Below are 19,924 nucleotides of genomic sequence, written 5' to 3'. Positions count from 1 at the left end.
TGTCCGCGCGGTGGCGTCACGGTCGTGCGGTCAGCCCTCCGCCGCACGGCCGGCGTCCATGTCGTTCTCTTCGACGGTCAGGAGATCGTCGGGGCTGAGCAGGACCGGCCCGCCGTGCTCGGTTTCGCCGGGTGCACTGTCGCCGGGACGGGTGAGCAGATCCGCCCGCTCGGCCGGTCGCCCGGGGACCGCCGAGCGAGTCCCCCTGGTGACCAGTTCGGCCAGTTCCGTCACCACGTCCGGGCGGGCCCGGCCCAGTTCGACCAGCGGGCGGCCGGTGATGACCGGCCATTGGTCGACGCCGAGCGACGGCAGTGTCAGCCCGGCCGCGTCGAGGGCTTCGGCGAGCGCCTGCGCCGCGTCCTCCGCCTCCTCCCAGGGGTCCGGACGCCACTTCGGGACCGGTCCGTGCCCGCCTCGGCGCCCCTGGCTTTCCGCGCCCGTCATTCCCATGTGCCTTCGCCCGTCTGTGCGTTGCTTCGCCGGCCGCACTTCCTTCGAGTGAGCCGTGACGTTCCGTGCTCCCATCGTCGCGGTGCGCGGCTAGCGTGACCAGGGCTGATGGTTGACGGCCCGGGCCGTCAAGAGGGGAGGACCTGCACCGATGTCCGCTGCCGACGAACTCGACCCGACGTCTTCCGTCCTGGCCTTCTTCGCCTCGGAGTTGCGGCGCGTGCGCCTGGAGGCAGGGGTCCCCCAGAAGGAGCTGGCCAGGCGGGCTTATATCACCCCGTCGCTGCTGTGCAAGATCGAGTCGGCCTGCCGGGTGCCGTCACAGGACCTGGCGGAGCAGTTCGACCAGGTGCTGGGCTCGGGCGGGCACTTCGCGCGGCTCTGGCCGCTGGTCATCAAGCACGCGTATCCGTCGTGGTTCCGGCCGTATGTGGAACTGGAGCGTGCCGCCACAGTCATCCGCTCGTTCCAGGTCCAGTTCGTGCACGGACTCCTGCAGACGGAGGACTATGCGAGGGCCGTGCTGGCTGCGGGTCGCCCGGACTGCGTTGAGGATCTACTCACCGCACGGCTTGAGCGGCAGCGTGTTCTCAACCGCGAGACACCACCTCAGCTGTGGCTCATCCTCGATGAGACCGTGCTGCGCCGGGTGATCGGCAGTCCAGCCGTGATGCACGCGCAGTTGAGCAGGCTTCTGGAAGCGGCTGAGCGGCCACGGAACGTCATCCAGGTCGTGCCGTACGCTGCGGGCGCACACGCGGGTTTTGGGCCGTTCACCGTACTTTCCTTCGCTGAAGGCGCAGATGTCGTACACGAGGACGGCTTCTCCCGCGGCCAACTTCTGGCCGATCCGGGTGACGTCAACGCGGCCGTGCGCTCCTATGATCTGCTCAGGGCCGTCGCCCTGTCGCCCAGCGCGTCCGTAGAGCTGATCACCGCTGCCATGAAGGAACTGAGCCCATGACGACGACCGTTCCACGGGACCTCTCCAGCCTGACGTGGCGCAAGAGCAGCCACAGCAGCGGCAACGGCGGTGAGTGCCTCGAAGTCGCCGATGGCCTCGCAGACACCGTCCCAGTCCGTGACAGCAAGAACCCGCAAGGCCCCGCTCTGACTTTCCCGGCCACCGCTTGGACCGCCTTTGTCACCGGCATCAGGACGGGCCGCCTCTCCTGACGCGGCGGCCGGTCAACCCGCCGACCGTTCCGCTCAGCCCTCCTGCCGGGGCGGCTCCGCTTCCCGGACCCGGTTCGGGTCCTCCGCGCCGCCGGTGCGGGCCTCGGTGCGGCGGCCCCGGGCGAGATAGTCCCGGACGATCAGCTCCACCGCGTCCTGCGGGTTCTTCGTGCCCGACAGCAGCATCACCTCGATCACGAGATCCGCGTCGAGCGTTACCGTCACCTTCGCCATGGTGAGCCCTCCCCTTCCGGTCGGGGCACAGCATCTCCCGGCCCGGGGAATTCGGCCAGCAGCGAGCCGGCCCAGGGTTGCTCACCCCATCGGGTGAGATGGCGCCGTCCTGGTTCAACTGCCGGACGCGGCAACCAGAATGGTGGCTTCCCGGCCCTTCGGATCAGCAGGAGCCTCCTTGTCCGACCGCACACCGGTGGGCGAGCCCGGAGATCGCTTCCGTACGGCTCTGCTCGATGAGGCGGAGTGGATCTCCCAGCGGCTGCCCGGGTGCCGCGTCGAGATCCTCGACGGTGAGATCACCGTGACGCCTCTGCCGGACGCGGCACACGCCGAGGCGCTGACCGATCTCACGCTTGAGCTCATCCGGCTGCACGACCGGCGGACGTGCGTGGTGCAGCGGGTCGGCCTGTGGCTCCCCGGCGGGCCGTCCGACTTCGCGGTGCCCGATCTGTCCGTCATCGACGGCGACTACAACGACCACCTGGTCGCGTACAACTGCTACGCCCCCTCCATCTTCCGGCTGGCGCTCGAAGTCACCTCGCACAACTACGGCAACGAGCACCGGAAGACGACCGCGTACGCGACCGCCGGCATCCCGGTGTACGTGATCGCCGACCGCGGGGAGCGGCGGGTGCACGTGCTCACCGGGCCACGCGGCGGGCGGTACCGGGAGCGTGCGACGTACCGGCCCGGCGAGTCGTTCGCGCTCCCTGCGGCCGTCGGCGCGCCGGTCCGCCTTTCCGCCGACAGCGCCCTCGGACCCGTGTGGGACACCCGGTCCGCCGGTACACCGTAAGCATCAACCCGGCTACCCGACAGCAGAGTTGATGCCCTGACCTGCGAGAACGTCAACGCACCCTTGACGTATACACTCCGTGTATACACCTGGTGTACAGTGCTCCGCATGTCCATCGGTCACACTCTGCTCGGGCTGCTGGAGTCCGGGCCGCGCCATGGTTACGACCTCAAGCGCGCCTTCGACGAACGCTTCGGCCACGACCGGCCGCTGCACTACGGCCAGGTCTACGCGACCATGTCGCGGCTGCTGAAGAACGGCCTCGTGGAGGTCGACGGCATCGAGCCCGGCGGCGGGCCCGAGCGGAAGCGGTACGCCATCACCGACGCCGGGATCACCGATGTCGAGCGGTGGCTCGCCTCGCCCGAGAAGCCGGAGCCGTATCTCCAGTCGACCCTCTACACCAAGGTCGTCCTCGCGCTGCTGACCCACCGCGACGCCACCGAACTCCTCGACCGGCAGCGGTCGGAGCATCTGCGGCTGATGCGCGAGCTGACCCGGCGCAAGACGAGCGGCGACCTCGCCGACCAGCTCATCTGCGACCACGCCCTCTTCCATCTCGAAGCCGATCTGCGCTGGCTGGAACTGACCGCCGCCCGGCTCGACGCCCTCGCCTCGGAGGTCCGTTCATGAAGCCCGAACCCGCCCCCACTGCCGCCACCACCTCCGCGCCGCACCCGGCGTCCGGCCGGGCCGGCGCCTTACTGGCCGCTGAGGACCTGCACAAGACCTACGGCACCACCCCCGCCCTCGACGGGGCCTCCTTCGCCATCCGGCCCGGCGAGATCGTCGCCGTCATGGGTCCCTCGGGCTCCGGCAAGTCCACGCTGCTGCACTGCCTCGCCGGGATCGTCACCCCCGACTCCGGCCGGGTGCTCTACCAGGGCCGGAACATGTCGGCCATGACGGACGCCGAGCGGAGCGCGCTGCGACGCGGCGAGTTCGGGTTCGTGTTCCAGTTCGGGCAGCTCGTGCCGGAGCTGACCTGCGTCGAGAACGTCGCCCTGCCGCTCCGGCTCACCGGCACGGGCCGCAAGGAGGCCGAGTCCCGCGCCGCGGCCTGGATGGACCGGCTGGAGGTGAGCGATGTCCGGGGCAAGCGGCCCGGCGAGGTCTCCGGCGGCCAGGGGCAGCGGGTCGCCGTCGCCCGCGCGCTGGTGAGCGGCCCGCGCGTGCTCTTCGCCGACGAGCCGACCGGCGCCCTGGACTCCCTCAACGGTGAGCGCGTCATGCAGCTCCTCACCGAGGCCGCCCGCTCCACCAACGCCGCCGTCGTCCTCGTCACCCACGAGGCGCGGGTGGCGGCCTACTCCGACCGCGAGGTCGTCGTCCGCGACGGCGTCGCACGGGACATGGCGGGTGCGGTATGACCAGCACCGACACCGACACCGGCATACGCGCGGAGCGGGAGACCGCCGCCCCTCCCCCGCCCGCCACGGATTCCCGCTCCGCGCCGGCCCGCTGGGCGGCCGATCTGCTCATGGGCGTCCGGTTCGCCTTCACAGGCGGGCGCGAGGGCTGGGTCCGCGCGGTGCTCACCGCCGTCGGCGTCGGCCTCGGCGCCGCCCTGCTCCTCGCCGCGGCCTCCGTACCGGAGGTCATGGCCAACCGTGACGCGCGGGGCACCGAACGCTCCGCCTCCAACTTCGGTCAGGAGGTGGCGCCCGGCCCCGGCACCGTCGAGGTCGGCCAGGCCAACACCGAGTACCGCGGCGACGGCATCAACGGCCTGCTGGTACGAGCGGACGGGGACGAGCCGCCGGTACCGCCCGGCCTCTCCGCACTCCCCGCCCCCGGCGAGATGGCGGTCTCCCCTGCCCTCCGCGAGCTGCTGGACTCCCCGGACGGCGAGCTGCTGCGGGAACGCCTGGACTACCGGATCACCGAGACGATCGGCCGGGCGGGGCTGGTCGGCCCGAGCGAGCTGATCTACTACGCGGGTGCCACGGAGGAGGACTTCGCCTCCGGGCACACCTACCACCTCGACCGCTTCGGCTACAGCCCGATCGAGAGCGAGCCCCTTCCCGCCGAACTCCTGCTGCTCGTCATCATCATCTGCGTGGTGCTGCTGCTCCCCGTCATGATCTTCATCGGGACGGCGGTGCGCTTCGGCGGCGAGCGGCGCGACCGGCGGCTGGCCGCGCTGCGGCTGGTCGGCGCGGACGGCCGGATGGTCCGGCGGATCGCCGCCGGGGAGGCCATGGCCGGCGCCCTGCTGGGGCTCGCGGTGGGTGGCGTGCTGTTCCTGCTGGTGCGGGCGTCGATCGAGTCGGTGGTGCTGTTCGACATCAGCACCTTCTCCTCCGACCTCCGGCCGTCACCGCTGCTGGCCGCCCTCATCGTGCTGGCCGTCCCCGCGTCCGCGGTCGTGGTGACCCTTCTGGTGCTGCGCGGGGTCGTCATCGAACCGCTGGGGGTGGTGCGCAGCGCCGTCCCGCGCCGCCGCCGGCTGTGGTGGCGGCTGCTGCTGCCCGGCCTGGGCCTCGCCCTGCTGCTGCCCATGGTGGGCGGCTGGACCGGGGACGGCCCCGGCAGCGGCGACGGTGAGACGTACCAGGTCGCCGGGGGCACGGTGCTCGTGCTCACCGGGGTCGCCGGGCTGCTGCCGTGGCTGGTCGAGTCGGTGGTGAACCGGCTGTCGGGCGGCTCCGTCCCCTGGCAGCTCGCGGTCCGCAGGCTCCAGCTCAGCAGCGGCACGGCGGCCCGCGCGGTCAGCGGGATCACGGTGGCCGTGGCCGGCGCCATCGCGATCCAGATGCTGTTCGCCAGCGCGGAGGCGCAGAACACTGAGGAGACGGGGCAGGACCCCGGCCGGGCCCAGATGTACGTCTCCGTCAGCGCCCGGGAGGGCGGCCTGGTCCGGGAGTTCACCGAGCGGTTCCGGGCCACCGAGGGCGTCACCGGAGTGGTCGGCTACGTCCAGGAGCACGTCACCGAGCCCAAGTCCGCCGTGGGGAAGGGCGAGGAACCGGGGTTCACCAGGCTCACCGTCGCCGACTGTGCCGCGCTGCGCGAGCTGGTCGCGATCGGCGGGCGCTGCGAGGACGGTGACACCTTCGTCACCCCGGTCGGTGGTGCGTATGAGCAGTTCGCCGGGCCCGGCACCACGCTCGACCTCCGCACGGGCGAGGACGGGGGGCCGACCGACGATCCGGTGCTGTGGACGGTGCCCGAGACGGCGAGGACGGTCCCGCTCCGCGAGACCGTGATCGGTGGTCCGCAGTTCGGTGTCTTCGCCACGCCGGCCGCCCTCGACGCGGGCAGGCTCCAGGCCCCGGACGTCGTGGCCGAGCTGCGGCTGGACCCGCGCGAGCCGGACGCGGCCGACCATGTCCGCAACACCGCGGCCGGACTGGCCCCGCTGGCCGACGCGTACACCCTCCACAGCACTCAGCAGGGCGAACGCTTCACCGCCATCAGCCGCGCGCTGTTCGCCGGAGCGACCGCCACGCTGCTGCTCATCGGCGCGAGCATGGTCGTCTCCACCCTGGAGCAGCTCCGGGAACGGCGCCGGCTGCTGTCCGTGCTCGTGGCCTTCGGCACCCGGCGCCGGACCCTCGCCTGGTCGGTGCTGTGGCAGACGGCGGTGCCGGTGGCGCTCGGGCTGGCGCTCGCCGCCGCCGGAGGTGTGGGGCTGGGGGCCGTGCTGCTGAAGATGGTCAACACGCCGGTGTCCGTGGACTGGGCGAGCCTGGGCCTGATGACGGGCGTCGGCGCGGGGCTGGTGCTGCTGGTCACCCTGCTGAGCCTGCCGCCGCTGTGGCGCATGATGCGCCCGGACGGGCTCCGCACGGAGTAGCGTCGGGAGTGGCCCGCCGGCTGCCCGGCCCCGGCCGCCAGCGGGCTTCGGCTACGCCCCCGCCGGCGGCGGAGCCAGGGCCGGGGCGGGGGCCGGCCCCGGCAGGATCCGTACCGGCAGTTCCGTGAGCGCCTCGCGCAACGCGTCCGCGAACGCCTCGAACTCCTCCCGCCGGGCCGCGCCGGAGCGCATGGCCAGCGCTATCCGGCGGGACGGTGCCGGGTCCGCGAAGCAGCCGGTCGCCAGCCGCGTGGAGCGCCCGGTCTCGACCCGCAGCGCGGTGCGCGGCAGCAGCGTGACGCCGAGTCCGCCGGCGACGAGCTGGACCAGGGTGGAGAGCCCGGCCGCGCTGGTGGCGGCTCGCGCGCCGTCCTCGCGGCCCGCCTCGCGGCAGATGTCCAGCGCCTGGTCGCGCAGGCAGTGGCCTTCGTCGAGCAGCAGGAGATCGACGTCGCGCAGGGCTTCCCGGGGGATCCCGGAGCGGTCGGCGAGCGGATGCTCACGCGGGGTGACGAGCACGAAGTCCTCGTCGAAGAGGGGGAGTTCGGTCACCCCGGGGGCGCCGAGCGGCACCGCGAGCAGCAGCAGGTCCAGCCGGCCCCGGCCGAGCCCGTGCAGCAGGGAGGCGGTCTGCTCCTCGTGCACCTGGAGCTCCAGCTCCGGGTAGCGGTCGCGGACCAGCCGCAGCACCGCGGGCAGCAGATACGGCGCCACGGTCGGGATCACGCCGAAGCGCAGCGTTCCGGTGAACGGGGCCCGCGCCGCCTCGGCCTCCTCCAGGAACGCCCCGACGGCCTCCAGGACCGTACGGGCCCGCGCGGCCAGCCGGGCTCCGGCAGGTGTCAGCAGCACCTTGCGTGTCGTACGCTCCAGGAGCCGCACTCCGAGCACCTCCTCCAACGCGGACACGGCGCCGGAGAGGGCGGGTTGGCTCATTCCGAGGTCGATGGCCGCGTCACGGAAGTGCAGTTGCTCGGCCACGGCCGCAAAGGCCCGCAGCTGCGCGAGAGTTGGCTGACGTGCGCCGTTGCGCGCGATTCCTCGTACGGCGGACACCGCTCACCCTCCTCCTGTCAATAGGTGGATCCTATCAATGTGCCGACGCGTGTCGATTTCTTTGATCAATAGCAGCTATGAAAAGGTGAGGAACGTCCAACCCACAGGAATGCCCCCAAAAGGTGCGTTCCACCTTCGCAAGGAGATCGCGTGCTCACCGTCGGAGACCAGTTCCCCGCCTACGACCTGACCGCCTGTGTCGACCTCGACGCGGACAAGGCCTTCGCGCAGATCAACCACAAGACCTACGAAGGCAAGTGGCGCGTCGTCTTCTTCTGGCCGAAGGACTTCACCTTCGTCTGTCCCACCGAGATCGCCGCCTTCGGCAAGCTGAACGAGGAGTTCGCCGACCGCGACGCGCAGATCCTGGGCGTCTCCGGCGACTCCGAGTTCGTGCACCACGCCTGGCGCAAGGACCACGCCGACCTGCGTGACCTGCCCTTCCCGATGCTCGCCGACCCCAAGCACGAGCTGATGCGCGACTGCGGCGTCGAGGGCGAGGACGGCTACGCGCAGCGCGCCGTGTTCATCGTGGACCCCAACAACGAGATCCAGTTCACCATGGTGACCGCCGGCTCCGTCGGCCGTAACCCCAAGGAGGTCCTGCGGGTGCTCGACGCCCTGCAGACCGACGAGCTCTGCCCGTGCAACTGGAAGCAGGGCGAGGAGACCCTTGACCCGGTCAAGCTCCTCGCGGGTGAGTGATCCGGTATGGCACTGGACACGCTGAAGTCCGCCCTCCCGGACTACGCCAAGGATCTGAAGCTGAACCTCGGCTCGGTCATCGGTAACTCCGACCTCCCGCAGCAGCAGCTCTGGGGCACCGTGCTCGCCTGCGCGATCGCCTCGCGCTCCCCGATCGTGCTCCGCGAGCTGGAGCCGGAGGCCCGGTCCTACCTCAAGCCGGAGGCGTACACCGCCGCCAAGGCCGCCGCCGCCGTCATGGCGATGAACAACGTCTACTACCGCACCCGGCACCTGCTGTCGGACCCGGAGTACGGCACGATGCGCGCGGGCCTGCGGATGAACGTCATCGGCAACCCGGGCGTGGAGAAGACCGACTTCGAGCTGTGGTCGCTCGCCGTCTCCGCGATCAACGGCTGCGGCGCCTGCCTCGACTCGCACGAGCAGGTCGTGCGCAAGGGCGGTGCCGACCGGGAGACGGTCCAGGAGGCGTTCAAGATCGCCTCGGTGATCCAGGCCGTCGCCGCGACCCTGGACGCCGAAGAGGTCCTGGCCGGACTCTGATCCGGACGCCGCACGGCGGCGGTAAGGCCGCCGGCGAGACGCTGTTCGCCGGTCCGCCGTGTCCGGGGGGGGACCACTGCCCCGAAAACCCTTTCGGGGAACGGGCGTTCGAACCTCCGGCCGTTCTCCGGGCCGGAGGCTCGCCGGCCGGTGGCACGGTGGAGTGCCGCTTCCGCGGCCCCGTGGCATGCCGGCCCGGTCGGCCGGAGCGAGACACGGCGGAGGGCTCCGGCACCCCTCCGGCCCCTCCGGCCCCGCCGGCCCTTCCCGCGTCAGCGATCAACCGGGTCAGGACTCGGGCAGCGCGGGCAGGGGCCGGGTGGCGATCTCCTGCGCTTCGGCCCGCGTCAGACCGAACATGCGCAGCAGGCGGGCGGCCAGTTGATCGGTGACGCGCCCGGCGTCGAGGTCGGGGCGGGTCTCCAGGAGGTGCAGCACCCCGAGCAGGGCACCCCCCGCCATCGCGACGGCGGTGCGGGGGTCGTCGATGTCCAGCCGTCCGCTGCCGGCGGCAGCCTGCAGGTCCCGCATCGCCTGGGGGGCCAGGCCGCTCTCGGAGGTCAGGTAGGGCATGCCCGTGCGCACGAGGATTCTCGCCATCTGCGGGTGGGTGCGCTGCAGGCGGCCGGTCATGCGGACGCTGGCGGAGAAGACCTCCGCCGGATCCTCCAGGTCTCCCACGACGGAGTCCAGGAGCGCCCCGTGTTCGTCCAGGGTGAGGGCGACAGCGGCGTCGAACAGTTCGTCCTTGCTGGTGAAGTGGTTGTAGAAGGAGCCGAAGCCGACGTCCGCCGCCTCGGTGATCTCCTGGATGCTCACATCGGCCCGCCCCTGTTCGGCGACGAGCCTCTGCGCCGCCGCGACCAGCGCGGCCCGGGTGCGGGCCTTGCGCCGGTCCAGGCGGTTGGGCGCCTGACCGGTGGCCCGGCCCTGTCCGTCGGTACTCATCCCCACATCTTAGATCAATCAGTGCTGATTGTTACATCAGCATTGACGGCTATTGACGATTCACTCATCGGCAATGATGATTTCATCAGCAGTGACCGGAGGTGCTCTCAGGAGCGTCCGGTCGACACCGTCCAGGACTCGGGAGAGCCGATGAGTATCCAGGTCGTCCGCACCACAGACGGCTGGTGGGTGGAGAGCGGCACGGGACGGCTGCACCGCGTCGGCACCGACGCGGACACCACCGCCGCCCTGCTGGCCGACCGCTCCGCCGTGCGGGAGGCCGCCGCCCGCGCCGCCGCCGACCCCGACGCCGGGCGGTCCGCGGCTGAGACGGAGCTGCTGTCGCCCGTCACCACCCCCTGCCGGGTCGTGGCCCAGATGGTCAACTACCGTTCCCACGCGGTGGACTCCGGGTTCGACCCGGACACCGTCCCGCCCGCGTTCTTCCGCAAGGCCTCCGGCTCCGTCAGCGGCCCCCGCCAGGACATCGTGCGTCCGCCGCACGTGAGCTTCCTGGACTACGAGGTCGAGCTGGGGCTGGTGCTGGGCGCGGACCTGCCGGTCGGCACCGAGGTCACCGACTCCACCCTGCCGCGGTACGTCGCCGCGCTGGTCGTCGCCGACGACGTCAGCGCCCGTGACCTGCAACTGCCCAAGACCCAGTTCTACGAGTCCAAGTCGTACCCGACCTTCACCCCGCTCGGCCCCCGACTGCTCCTGGCCGAGGCCGACGAGCTGGCCCGCCTGCCGGACCTGCGGCTCACGCTGCGGGTCAACGGCGCCACCCGGCAGGACCGCACCGCCGCGGACATGATCGTCCGGCCCGCGCGGGCCCTCACCCTGCTGGCCCGCTTCCAGACCCTGGAGCCCGGTGACGTCCTGCTCACCGGAACACCCGGCGGCACCGCACTGAGGTCACCGGGGAAGCTCCTGACCACGCTTGCCGCCCTGCTGCCCCCGCACAAGCGCTGGCAGAAGTTCTTCGCCCGCCAGCGGGCGAACCCCGACTACCTCAAGGACGGCGACGTCGTCACGGCCCGCATCGCGACCGACGACGGCGTACTCGACCTCGGCGAACAGCGCACGGTCGTGCGCGCCCGCTGACGGCTCCCGGGCTCCCCGCCCGGGACCGGCCGCCCGGCTCCCCGTACCCGGCCGGCCACGCCCCCATCGCCCGCCCCTCCTTCACCCCGCAAAGGCGAACCGGTGACACTCACACCCACCGACCTGCTGTGGCCCGCCTTCGGCAGCCCCGCGGACCCGGCCGCCATCGAGGCCGTCCCGCTGCACGAGCGCGGTCTGCCCGCCACCACCTACGAGGCGCTGCTCGGCGCCGCCCGCCTGTGGCCCGGCCACCCGGCCCTGACGGTACTGCCGGACGCCGCACGCTTCCTTCACCCCGCCACCCTGACCTTCGCGCAGTTGCGGGACCGGGTGCACCGCACCGCCAACCTGCTGCGCTCGCTCGGCGTCACCCGCCGCGCCGCCGTGGGCCTGCTCGCGCCGAACACCGCCGAGCTGCCCGTCGCTCTGCTGGCCGCGCAGGCCGCGGGCATCGCGGCCCCGGTGAATCCCGGCCTGGCGTCCGAGCACGTCGAGCAGTTGCTGCGGCGCGGCGGCGCCCGGGTGCTCGTCGCCGCCGGGCCGCAACTGGACGCGCAGGTGTGGGCGACGGCCCGGCAGGTCGCCGCGGCACTGCGCCTGGACGCCCTGCTGGCCCTGGCACCCACCGCGCCCGAGGGCGCCTCCCCCGCACAACCCGTCGCCCTGGAACCCGTCGAGGGCGTGCGCGTGGGCTACCTCGCGGAGCTGGCCGCGTCCCATCCCGCGGACAGGCTGGTGGACATCGAGCCCCCGGCCGCCGGCGACCTGGCCGCCTACTTCCACACGGGTGGCACCACCGGGACCCCGAAGCTCGCCGCGCACACACACGCCAACCAGGTCGTCAACGCCTGGATGGTGGCCTCCGGCATCCCTCTGGAGAGGGACTCGGTGATGTTCGCGGGACTGCCGCTGTTCCACGTCAACGCCCTGATCGTCACCGTGCTCGGCCCGCTGCTGCGCGGCCGGCCGGTGGTGTGGGCCGGGCCGCTGGGCTACCGCGACCCCCAGCTGTACGGAGTGTTCTGGAAGCTGGTGGAGCACTACCGCATCGCCGCCATGTCGGCGGTGCCCACCGTCTACTCCGTCCTCGCCCGGGTCCCCGTCGACGCGGACATCTCCAGCATGCGGTTCGCCGCCGTCGGCGCCTCCCCGCTGCCGCCCGCCGTACGGGAGTCCTTCGAGAAGCACACCGGCATCCCGCTGTGCGAGGGCTACGGGCTGACCGAGGCGACCTGCGCCTCCACCCTCGGCGTACCCGGCCGCACCCGGCCCGGCTCCGTCGGCCGGCGTCTGCCCTACCAGCGGGTCAAGACCGTGCGGATCGACCCGGACACCGGCGAGTGGCACGACCTGCCGCCGGGCGCCACCGGAGTGCTCGTCATCAGCGGGCCCGCGGTCTTCGCGGGCTATGTCGCCGGGCACACCGCCCGGGGACCCCGGCTGGAGACCGCCGGAAAGATCCGCGACGGCTGGCTGGACACGGGTGACCTGGCCCGTATCGACGCCGACGGCTTCGTCCATCTCGCCGGCCGCGCCAAGGACCTGATCATCCGCGGGGGTCACAACATCGATCCCGCCGGGATCGAGGACGCCCTCCTCGCCCACCCCGAGGTCACGGCCGTCGCGGCGGTCGGCTGCCCCGACCCGCACGCCGGCGAGGTGCCCGTCGCCTACGTCGCTCTCGCCCCCGGCGCCGGGGCCGGCCCCGCCGAGTTGCTCGGCTGGGCCACCGAACGGGTCGCCGAGCGCGCCGCCGCCCCGCGGGAGGTCATCGTGATCGACGCCATCCCGCTCACCGCCGTCGGCAAGCCCTACAAGGTCGGCCTGCGCCTGGACGCCACCCGCCGCGCGGTCCTGGCCGAACTGGCCGCCCAGGGCGCGGAGTGCGACCCGGAGCGGATCGTGTGCCGGCCGCACGACGGAGGGGTCCGCGTCATCCTGCCCGCCCCTGCCGACGAGGCGGTGCGGCACCGGGTCACCACGGCCCTCGACCGGTACGTCCTCACCTGGCAGTACGCCCCCGGAAGCTGACCCGACGGGGCCCAGCGGCCCGCATCCGGACGGCGGAAGACCCTTCCCCGCACACAGGGAGAACCCCCATGAGCATCGCCACCACCGCCCTGGCCGTCGTCCTCGCCGCGCTCTTCCTCGTGCTGGGGGCGGCCAAGCTCGCGGCCGTCCCCGCGATGCGGCGGGCCGCGGCCCACGCCGGCATGACCACCACCCACTACCGCCTGCTGGGCACACTCGAAGTGGCGGCCGCGGCCGGGCTCCTGGCCGGACTGCGGATCACCGCGCTCGGTGCCGCGGCATCAGCAGGCCTGATCCTGCTCATGGCCGGAGCCGTCGTCGTCCATCTGCGCAGCGGCGACCCCGCCGCCCGTGGCCTGCCCGCCGCCGTCGTGGGCACCCTGGCCGCGGCCCACCTCCTCCTGTCGGCCGCCGGCTAGCGGAGACACCCCCGTGGCCGACCTCGGCACACGGCCCTCACCACCCGGCCGCCGGCCGGGCACCGGGAGGACCACCACCACGAACCGCACGGACGTCCACCCGCGTCCGCTGCCCCGCCTCCACGCGCCGACCGCATCCGGTCGGCGTCCACGCCCCCCGGCGGCCGCGAACTGCCGCCGTGGAACCCGCGGAAGAGCGTCCTCCGCCGTACCGCCGTCTCCCCCGAACCATCCCCTGCCCCGGCCCCGAGCCGCGACATCCCATCGGAGTACCCGTGAACGACATCGACGTCCCTGTCCTCATCGTCGGAGGCGGCGGCGCGGGGCTCACCGCCTCCATGCTGCTCAGCCGCATCGGCGTCGAGTCCCTGCTGGTCACCGCCTGGCCGCAGACCTCGACCCTGCCCAAGGCCCACGTCCTGAACCAGCGCGCGATGGAGATCATGCGCGACAGCGGTGTGGCCGACACCATCTACGCCGCCTCCACCCCAGCCGATCAGATGTCCCACACCGCCTGGTACGTCGGCCTGACCGGCGACCACGAGGACTACGGCCGGCGCGTCGCCAGGATGGAGGCCTGGGGAGCGGGCGGGGACTCCCCGGAATGGCTCGCGGCCAGCCCCGAGCGGCAGGCCAACCTGCCCCAGATCCGCCTGGAGCCGGTCCTGCGCGCCGGCGCGGAGGAACTCGCGCCCGGCAGGGTCCGGTTCCACCACGAGGTGACCGGACTCACCCAGGACGACGAGGGTGTCACCGCCACCGTCACCGACCGCGGGACGGGCGAGACCTACCGGGTGCGGGCCCGTTACCTGCTGGGCTGCGACGGGGGCCGCACCGTCGGTCCCGCCGTGGGCATCGTCCAGGAGGGTGTGCGCGACCTCGCCCGCGTGGTCTCCTTCCACATCTCCGCCGACCTGTCCCGGGTGGCGACCGACCCCGACGTGCTGATCCGCTGGCTCTGGCTGCCCGACCTCGGCATCCCCGGGGTTCTGGTGCCCATGGGCCCGGACCACTGGGGACCCGAGTCCGAGGAGTGGGTCTTCCACCTCAACTACGGCTCCGAGGACGGCCGCGCGCTGGACGACGAGTCCGTGTTGTCCGACCTGCGCACGGCGCTGGGGCTGGACGAGGAACAGCTCACGGTCCACATGATCTCCCGCTGGTCCCTGGAGGGCGTGGTCGCCGACCGCTACCGCGCCGGCCGCGTCCTGATCGCCGGCGATGCCGCCCACCGGCACCCGCCCACCGGCGGACTCGGTTTGACTTCCGCCATGCACGACGTCCAGAACCTCACCTGGAAGGTCGCCGCCGTACTGAACGGGCATGCCGGCGACGCCCTGCTGGACACCTACGAGTCGGAGCGGCGCCCGGCGGACGCCACCAACGTCCAGCGCTCGCTGGAAAACGCCATGAACCACCTCGTCATCAACGGCCTCTTCGGCGGCGGGCCGCAGGCCGGCACGGAGGAGAACTGGCGGCAGGCCCGCCGCCTATGGAGCGAGGACCCCGCCGACACCGGCTTCCGCCGCACCTTCCTGGCCACCGTGGCCGCCCAGTCCGCGGAGTTCAACGAACTGGCCGTCGAGTTCGGCTACACCTACGACTCCGCCGCCGTCGTCCCCGACGGCACTCCCGCACCCGAGAACCCCGACCCCGTCCGCATCTACCGGCCGGCCGCCCGCCCCGGCCACCCGCTCCCCCACGCCTGGCTGGAGGACCTCGACGGCCGTCGCGTGGCCCTGGCCCGACTGGTCCGCCCCGGCCGCCTCCTGCTGATCGCCGGGGAGGAGGGGCAGGACTGGTGCGAGGCCGCAGAGAAGATCGCCGCCGAGAGCGGGCTGCCGCTGGACGCGATCCGTGTCGGCCACCTCGACGGCGGCTACCGCGACCCGCGCTCCACCTGGACCGCCGCCCGCGGGCACACCCCGCGGGGTGCCGTCCTGGTGCGCCCGGACCGCTTCATCGGCTGGCGCTCCCCGGGCGCGGCCGCCGACGCGGCCGCCGAACTCACCACCGCGCTGGGCACCCTGCTCGCACGGTAGGGAAGCGCACCGGCCTCCGGCGCGTCCCGCTCCGCCGGCCGCCGCACGGCCGGCGGGGCCGCGCAGCGCCCTTTCCACCCCGTACCCGCCACATGGATCCCGCGACGGTGCCGCACACCGCCGTCACGGGGAGCCGCCCGAAGGGACAGGCCATGAACGATCCATCCGCCCCGAACGCCATCCCCGCCTCCGCACCCGCGGCCGACGCCCACCAGGGTCTGCACAGCGAACAGGGCGCCCTGCGCGGGGAGCACCCCGGCCGCGCGGCCCGGCCCGTCATCAAGGTGACCGACCTCGCCTGGCTCGAGTTCACCAAGCCCGACCTGGACCGTGCCGAGACCTTCGCCCACGACTTCGGCCTGACCACCGCCGCCCGCACCGATGACACCCTCCATCTGCGCGGCGCCATGGCAGGCACCCACTGCCTGGTGATCCGCCGCGGTCCCTCCTCCCGGTTCATCGGCCCCGCCTTCCAGGCCGCCGACGCCGCCGACCTCGACCGGCTGGCGAGCGCCACCGGCCACGGAATCCGCACGCTCACCGAGTACGGCGGGGGCCGCGCCGTGGACCTGCTCGACCCGTCCGGCATCCCGGTCCGCGTCGTCCACGGCGTCGCCGAGCATGCCGCACTGCCGTTGCGGCAGCCGCTGGTCCTCAACACCGGCACCACCGCCGCGCCCGCCCGCGTCAACGCCACCCAGCGCCCGCCCCGCACGCCCTCCCAGGTGCAGCGTCTGGGTCACGTCGTGCTGTCCACCCGGGTCTTCCGGCGCGCCCTCGACTGGTATCTGCAACACCTGGGTCTCATCGTCAGCGACTTCCTCTACCTGGACGGGCAGCGCGACCGCGGCCCCACGATGGCCTTCATCCGCTGCGACCGCGGCAGCGAGCCCGCCGACCACCACACCCTGGCCATGCACCTGGGTCCCGACACCGGCTATGTCCACTCCGCCTACCAGGTCGCCGACCTCGACGTACTGGCCGCCGGCGGCGCGTACCTGCGCGAGCGCGGATACCGCCACTCCTGGGGCATCGGGCGGCACATCCAGGGCAGTCAGATCTTCGACTACTGGCGTGACCCCGATCGTTTCATGATGGAGCACTTCGCCGACGGCGACATGTTCGACCACACGCTGGAACCCGGCTGGGCCGCCATGTCGGCCTCCGGCCTGGCCCAGTGGGGCCCGCCGGCCACCCGGGACTTCCTCGGCACCGCCCCCTCGCCGGGGGCCCTCCTGCAGGCGGTCTCCGCGCTGCGGGAGGACAACGAGATCGACCGTGCCCGGCTGCTGGGGCTGATGAGAGCACTGAGCCGGTGACGGCCACCGCCCCGGAGCGTGTGCCCGCCGTGGTGATCGGTGCCGGGCCGACCGGGCTGACCGCCGCCACCCTCCTGGCCCGCCACGGCGTGCCCACGCTGGTCCTGGAGCGCCACCGCGCCCCGTATCCGCTGCCGCGCGCGGTCCACCTGGACGACGAGGTGCACCGCATCCTCCAAGCCGTGGGCGTCCACGAGCAGTTCGGCGGGATCACCCGCCCCGCCCGCGGCATGCGGCTCCTGGACGGCTCCCACCGGGTGCTGGCCGAGTTCCTGCGCGACAAGCCGTGCGGCCGGTACGGCTTCCCCGAGGCCAATATGTTCGACCAGCCGGAGCTCGAACAACTGCTCAGGGACAACCTCGCCGGGCATCCCCTGGTGACGCTGCGCGGAGGAACGGAGGTCATCTCCGTGACTCCGTCCCCGCACGGCGGCGCTCCGGTGGAGGTCACCTTCCGGGACGAGGACACCGGCGTCTCCCGCACCCTGCTGACCGATGCCCTTCTGGGGTGCGACGGCGCCAACAGCCTGGTCCGCGATGCCATCGGTTCCCGGATGCGGGACCTGGCCGCCGCCCAGCGGTGGCTGGTCGTCGATGTCCGCTGCCGCCTGCCGCTGCCCGTGTGGGACGGCGTCCACCAGGTCTGCGACCCGCGGCGGGCGGCCACCTACATGCGCGTCGGCGAGGACCGCTACCGCTGGGAGTTCCGCCTGCGCACGGGCGAGCGGCCGGAGGAACTCACCGACCGCCGGAGCCTGATCGCCCTGATCGCCCCCTGGACGGCGGGCGTGCCCGAGGACGAGCTTCACGTCCTGCGCACCGCCTCCTACACCTTCCGCGCCCGGGTCGCCGACCGCTGGCGCCGGGGCCGTGTCTTCCTGCTCGGTGACGCCGCCCACCTCACGCCGCCCTTCATCGGGCAGGGGATGGGCGCGGGTCTGCGCGACGCACAGAACCTCGTCTGGAAGCTCGCCCGCGTCCTGACCGGCCGCGCGAACGAAGCCCTGCTCGACACCTACCAGGCCGAACGCCAACACCACGCACGGCAGTTGATCCGTACCGCCGTGACCGTCGGCCTTGTCATGACCGGCGGTGGCACGGGTGCCGCGCTGGCCCGCAACGCCGTGCTGCCCGCCTTCTCCCGCCTGCCGGGCGCCCCCGGTCTCGTCCTGTCCGCCGTCGGCCCGCCGCTGAGACCGGGCCCCCTGGTCGTCCCCCGGCGCCGGCCCGGCCGGCCGCGCCCCGGGACGCTGTGCCCCCAGCCCTCGGTCCCCGGTGCCGATGGGGCGCCCTGTCCGCTGGACGACCTGCTCGGCGCGGACTTCACGCTTCTGGCCAACGCGCCACTCAGCCCGGCCCTGCGAGCGCTGGCACGAGCGCTGGAGGCCCGCGTCGTCCACCTGGGCGACCTCCGGCGGCAACCTCCCGGCCCGGGCGGGTCCCGGCCTGCCGCCGGACCGGGAACAGCCGCTCTCCTCCACTGGATGGGCACCGCGGGCGCGGTCCTGCTCCGCCCCGACCGGGTCGTCCTCGCCACCGCGGCCCGGCCCCGCCGGCCCGGCGGCGCGTGCGGGGACGACCTGGCGGCCGCCGCGGCCGCCTGGGCACCCCTGCTGTGCAGCAGCGGCCGTGCGCCGGGGACGCCACACCCGCTGCCGCACAGCCGTCGTGACGGCGGATGAGTCGGCGTTGCCGGGCGGGCGGCCGCACCCCTCGGGCGCCGGGTGGCCCGGGGCCGCGCCGGCCGTCCGGGACGGCCGGCTACTCGGCGGGCCGGTCCGGCGCGCGGGGCGGCTCCCCGGGCGGTGTTCCCCCGGCCCCCGAACCGGACCCGGCCCCGGTCCCGGGTACCGTGGTGCCCGCCGGCACCGCGGCGACGCCGGCGCCCAGCGACGCCTGGACGACGGCCCGCCGTTCGGCGTGCCGGTAGAGGTAGCCGACGACCGTGTTCGTGACGGCCACCAGCGGCACCGCCACCACCGCGCCGCCGATGCCCGCGATCAGCCCGCCCCCCGTGACAGCGAGCACCACGGCCAGCGGATGCACCCTGACCGCGCGGCCCAGGATGAACGGCTGCAGCACGTGGCCCTCGATCTGCTGCACCGCCAGCACCACCAGCAGCACCATGAAGGCCGTGAACACCCCGTTGGTGACGATGGCGATGACCACCGCGAGCGCGCCGGAGACCACCGCGCCCACCAGGGGGACGAACGCGCTGAGGAAGATGATGACGGCCAGCGGCACCGCCATCGGCACATCGAGGAAGTAGATCCCGATCCCGATGAAGACGGCGTCGATGAGGGCCACCAGCACCGTGCCCCGCACATAGGCGGTGAGGGTGAGCCAGGCGCGCGGCCCGGCGCCCGCCACCCCGTCCCGCGCCGGGGCCGGTACGAGCTTCAGCAGCCACTCCCAGATCCTGCGGCCGTCGTAGAGCAGGAAGAGGGTGGAGAACATGGCGAGCAGCAGCCCGGAGGCCACCTCGATGACGACGGTGACGCCCTCCAGGCCGGCGGAGGTGATGGCCTCCGTGTTGGTGCCGACCGCGTCGCTGAGGTTCTGGGCGATGTCGTTGATCTGCGCCTCGGTCACATGGAAGGGGCTGTTGAGCAGCCACCTCTTCAACTCCTGGATGCCGTCCTGGAGTTGCCCGGAGAGATTGTCGATGTTCTCCATGACCTGCCAGACCACGAACCAGCCCGCCAGGCCCATGACGACGAAGCCGGTGATGAAGGTGACGGCCGTGGCGAGGCCGCGCGGCAGGCCGCGTTTGCGGAGCCGGGCCACCGTCGGCTGGAGCAGTGCCGTGATCAGCAGGGCGACGACGAAGGCGAGCACCACCAGCCGCACGGTGCTGATGACCCGCATCAGCACCCAGAGCGTCCCGGCCAGCACCAGCAGCCGCCAGCCGACCTCGGCCGCCACCCGCATGCTCCAGGGCACGACGGCCGCCGGGTCGCGGTGCGCGGCGACGGCGGGCGCGTACGCGGGCGGGGGCGGCACCAGGACGTCCGGCTCGGCCGCGTTCCCTCCCCCCGCGGCGCTCCCGGCTCCGGCCGGCAGGTGGGCGGGGGCGCCGGCGGGAGCACCGGCGGTGTGTTCGGCGGCCTCGGCCTCCCCCGCCTCGGCGGCGCGCTGCTCGGCACGGGCACGGCGTTCCCTGATCCGGGCGGCGATCTCGGTCAGCCCGGAACCCGCGTCCCCGAGCCAGTCAGGCAGTCTCGACATATCACTCCCACTTCCCCCGGCTCCCCCGAGGCAGTCGGAATGACGTTACACGCGCGTGGCCCCCGGCC

General features: G+C 73.1%; 19 protein-coding genes. 14 read left to right on the top strand and 5 right to left on the bottom strand.

Annotated features, from left to right (window positions below; translation table 11 throughout):
- Positions 1-30 precede the first annotated feature (30 nt).
- Positions 31-447 (bottom strand): hypothetical protein, encoded by a 417-nt coding sequence (locus KBZ10_RS24830; protein WP_210989970.1) that lies wholly within the window; start codon positions 445-447, stop codon positions 31-33.
- Positions 448-604: 157 nt separating this feature from the next.
- Here KBZ10_RS24830 and KBZ10_RS24825 point away from each other — a divergent pair, with 157 nt between their 5' ends.
- Both KBZ10_RS24825 and KBZ10_RS24820 read left to right on the top strand, forming a co-directional pair.
- The gene (locus tag KBZ10_RS24825; RefSeq protein WP_210989948.1) at positions 605-1,417 is read left to right on the top strand and encodes a helix-turn-helix transcriptional regulator; all 813 of its coding nucleotides are present in this window, start codon (positions 605-607) and stop codon (positions 1,415-1,417) included.
- On the top strand, positions 1,414-1,629 hold the full coding sequence (locus KBZ10_RS24820) for a DUF397 domain-containing protein (RefSeq protein ID WP_210989947.1): 216 nt from the start codon (positions 1,414-1,416) through the stop codon (positions 1,627-1,629). The genes KBZ10_RS24825 and KBZ10_RS24820 overlap by 4 nt, the downstream gene beginning before the upstream one ends.
- A 33-nt stretch (positions 1,630-1,662) precedes the next feature.
- Here the strand turns inward: KBZ10_RS24820 and KBZ10_RS24815 are convergent, their stop codons facing one another.
- Positions 1,663-1,863 (bottom strand): hypothetical protein, encoded by a 201-nt coding sequence (locus KBZ10_RS24815; protein ID WP_043465276.1) that lies wholly within the window; start codon positions 1,861-1,863, stop codon positions 1,663-1,665.
- A 178-nt stretch (positions 1,864-2,041) separates the two neighbouring features.
- Here KBZ10_RS24815 and KBZ10_RS24810 point away from each other — a divergent pair, with 178 nt between their 5' ends.
- From KBZ10_RS24810 to KBZ10_RS24795, 4 genes are all read left to right on the top strand, one after another.
- Positions 2,042-2,662 (top strand): Uma2 family endonuclease, encoded by a 621-nt coding sequence (locus tag KBZ10_RS24810; RefSeq protein ID WP_247702929.1) that lies wholly within the window; start codon positions 2,042-2,044, stop codon positions 2,660-2,662.
- A 108-nt stretch (positions 2,663-2,770) separates the two neighbouring features.
- The gene (locus KBZ10_RS24805) at positions 2,771-3,295 is read left to right on the top strand and encodes a PadR family transcriptional regulator (RefSeq protein WP_210989945.1); all 525 of its coding nucleotides are present in this window, start codon (positions 2,771-2,773) and stop codon (positions 3,293-3,295) included.
- Positions 3,292-4,032: an ABC transporter ATP-binding protein gene (locus tag KBZ10_RS24800; RefSeq protein WP_210989944.1), complete on the top strand. Its 741-nt coding sequence runs from the start codon at positions 3,292-3,294 to the stop codon at positions 4,030-4,032. Before KBZ10_RS24805 ends, KBZ10_RS24800 begins: the two co-directional genes overlap by 4 nt.
- Complete coding sequence (locus KBZ10_RS24795; protein ID WP_247702928.1) at positions 4,029-6,461, top strand: FtsX-like permease family protein; 2,433 nt, start codon at positions 4,029-4,031, stop codon at positions 6,459-6,461. Before KBZ10_RS24800 ends, KBZ10_RS24795 begins: the two co-directional genes overlap by 4 nt.
- A 51-nt stretch (positions 6,462-6,512) precedes the next feature.
- Here the strand turns inward: KBZ10_RS24795 and KBZ10_RS24790 are convergent, their stop codons facing one another.
- A complete protein-coding gene (locus KBZ10_RS24790) occupies positions 6,513-7,517 on the bottom strand; it encodes a hydrogen peroxide-inducible genes activator (RefSeq protein ID WP_307847594.1) in 1,005 nt (334 codons plus the stop codon).
- 150 nt (positions 7,518-7,667) lie between these two features.
- On the opposite strand from KBZ10_RS24790, the gene KBZ10_RS24785 reads away from it, so the two are divergent.
- Together KBZ10_RS24785 and KBZ10_RS24780 are read left to right on the top strand one after the other, a co-directional pair.
- On the top strand, positions 7,668-8,222 hold the full coding sequence (locus KBZ10_RS24785) for a peroxiredoxin (RefSeq protein ID WP_210989943.1): 555 nt from the start codon (positions 7,668-7,670) through the stop codon (positions 8,220-8,222).
- A gap of 6 nt (positions 8,223-8,228) precedes the next feature.
- Positions 8,229-8,765 carry an alkyl hydroperoxide reductase gene (locus tag KBZ10_RS24780; protein ID WP_210989942.1) on the top strand — a complete coding sequence of 179 codons (537 nt, stop codon included), beginning with the start codon at positions 8,229-8,231 and terminating at the stop codon, positions 8,763-8,765.
- Between the two features lie 288 nt (positions 8,766-9,053).
- Here the strand turns inward: KBZ10_RS24780 and KBZ10_RS24775 are convergent, their stop codons facing one another.
- Positions 9,054-9,713, bottom strand: coding sequence for a TetR/AcrR family transcriptional regulator (locus KBZ10_RS24775; protein ID WP_210989941.1), 660 nt, complete (start codon positions 9,711-9,713; stop codon positions 9,054-9,056).
- Between the two features lie 150 nt (positions 9,714-9,863).
- Here KBZ10_RS24775 and KBZ10_RS24770 point away from each other — a divergent pair, with 150 nt between their 5' ends.
- The 6 genes from KBZ10_RS24770 (at position 9,864) to KBZ10_RS24745 (ending at position 18,310) form a co-directional block, all read left to right on the top strand.
- Positions 9,864-10,817, top strand: coding sequence for a fumarylacetoacetate hydrolase family protein (locus KBZ10_RS24770; protein WP_210989940.1), 954 nt, complete (start codon positions 9,864-9,866; stop codon positions 10,815-10,817).
- A gap of 102 nt (positions 10,818-10,919) precedes the next feature.
- On the top strand, positions 10,920-12,848 hold the full coding sequence (locus KBZ10_RS24765) for an acyl-CoA synthetase (RefSeq protein WP_210989939.1): 1,929 nt from the start codon (positions 10,920-10,922) through the stop codon (positions 12,846-12,848).
- A 68-nt stretch (positions 12,849-12,916) separates the two neighbouring features.
- A complete protein-coding gene (locus KBZ10_RS24760; protein ID WP_210989938.1) occupies positions 12,917-13,267 on the top strand; it encodes a DoxX family protein in 351 nt (116 codons plus the stop codon).
- A gap of 275 nt (positions 13,268-13,542) precedes the next feature.
- The gene (locus KBZ10_RS24755) at positions 13,543-15,309 is read left to right on the top strand and encodes an FAD-dependent monooxygenase (RefSeq protein WP_210989937.1); all 1,767 of its coding nucleotides are present in this window, start codon (positions 13,543-13,545) and stop codon (positions 15,307-15,309) included.
- 152 nt (positions 15,310-15,461) lie between these two features.
- Positions 15,462-16,628: a VOC family protein gene (locus tag KBZ10_RS24750; protein ID WP_210989936.1), complete on the top strand. Its 1,167-nt coding sequence runs from the start codon at positions 15,462-15,464 to the stop codon at positions 16,626-16,628.
- Positions 16,625-18,310 (top strand): bifunctional 3-(3-hydroxy-phenyl)propionate/3-hydroxycinnamic acid hydroxylase, encoded by a 1,686-nt coding sequence (locus KBZ10_RS24745; protein WP_210989935.1) that lies wholly within the window; start codon positions 16,625-16,627, stop codon positions 18,308-18,310. Before KBZ10_RS24750 ends, KBZ10_RS24745 begins: the two co-directional genes overlap by 4 nt.
- 79 nt (positions 18,311-18,389) lie before the next feature.
- Here the strand turns inward: KBZ10_RS24745 and KBZ10_RS24740 are convergent, their stop codons facing one another.
- Positions 18,390-19,856, bottom strand: coding sequence for an AI-2E family transporter (locus tag KBZ10_RS24740; RefSeq protein WP_210989934.1), 1,467 nt, complete (start codon positions 19,854-19,856; stop codon positions 18,390-18,392).
- Positions 19,857-19,924: the final 68 nt, after the last annotated feature.

Origin of the sequence: Streptomyces sp. F63 (assembly GCF_018070345.1) — a bacterium.
GTDB lineage: Bacteria > Actinomycetota > Actinomycetes > Streptomycetales > Streptomycetaceae > Streptomyces.
This window is presented reverse-complemented; position numbering and strand designations above follow the sequence as displayed.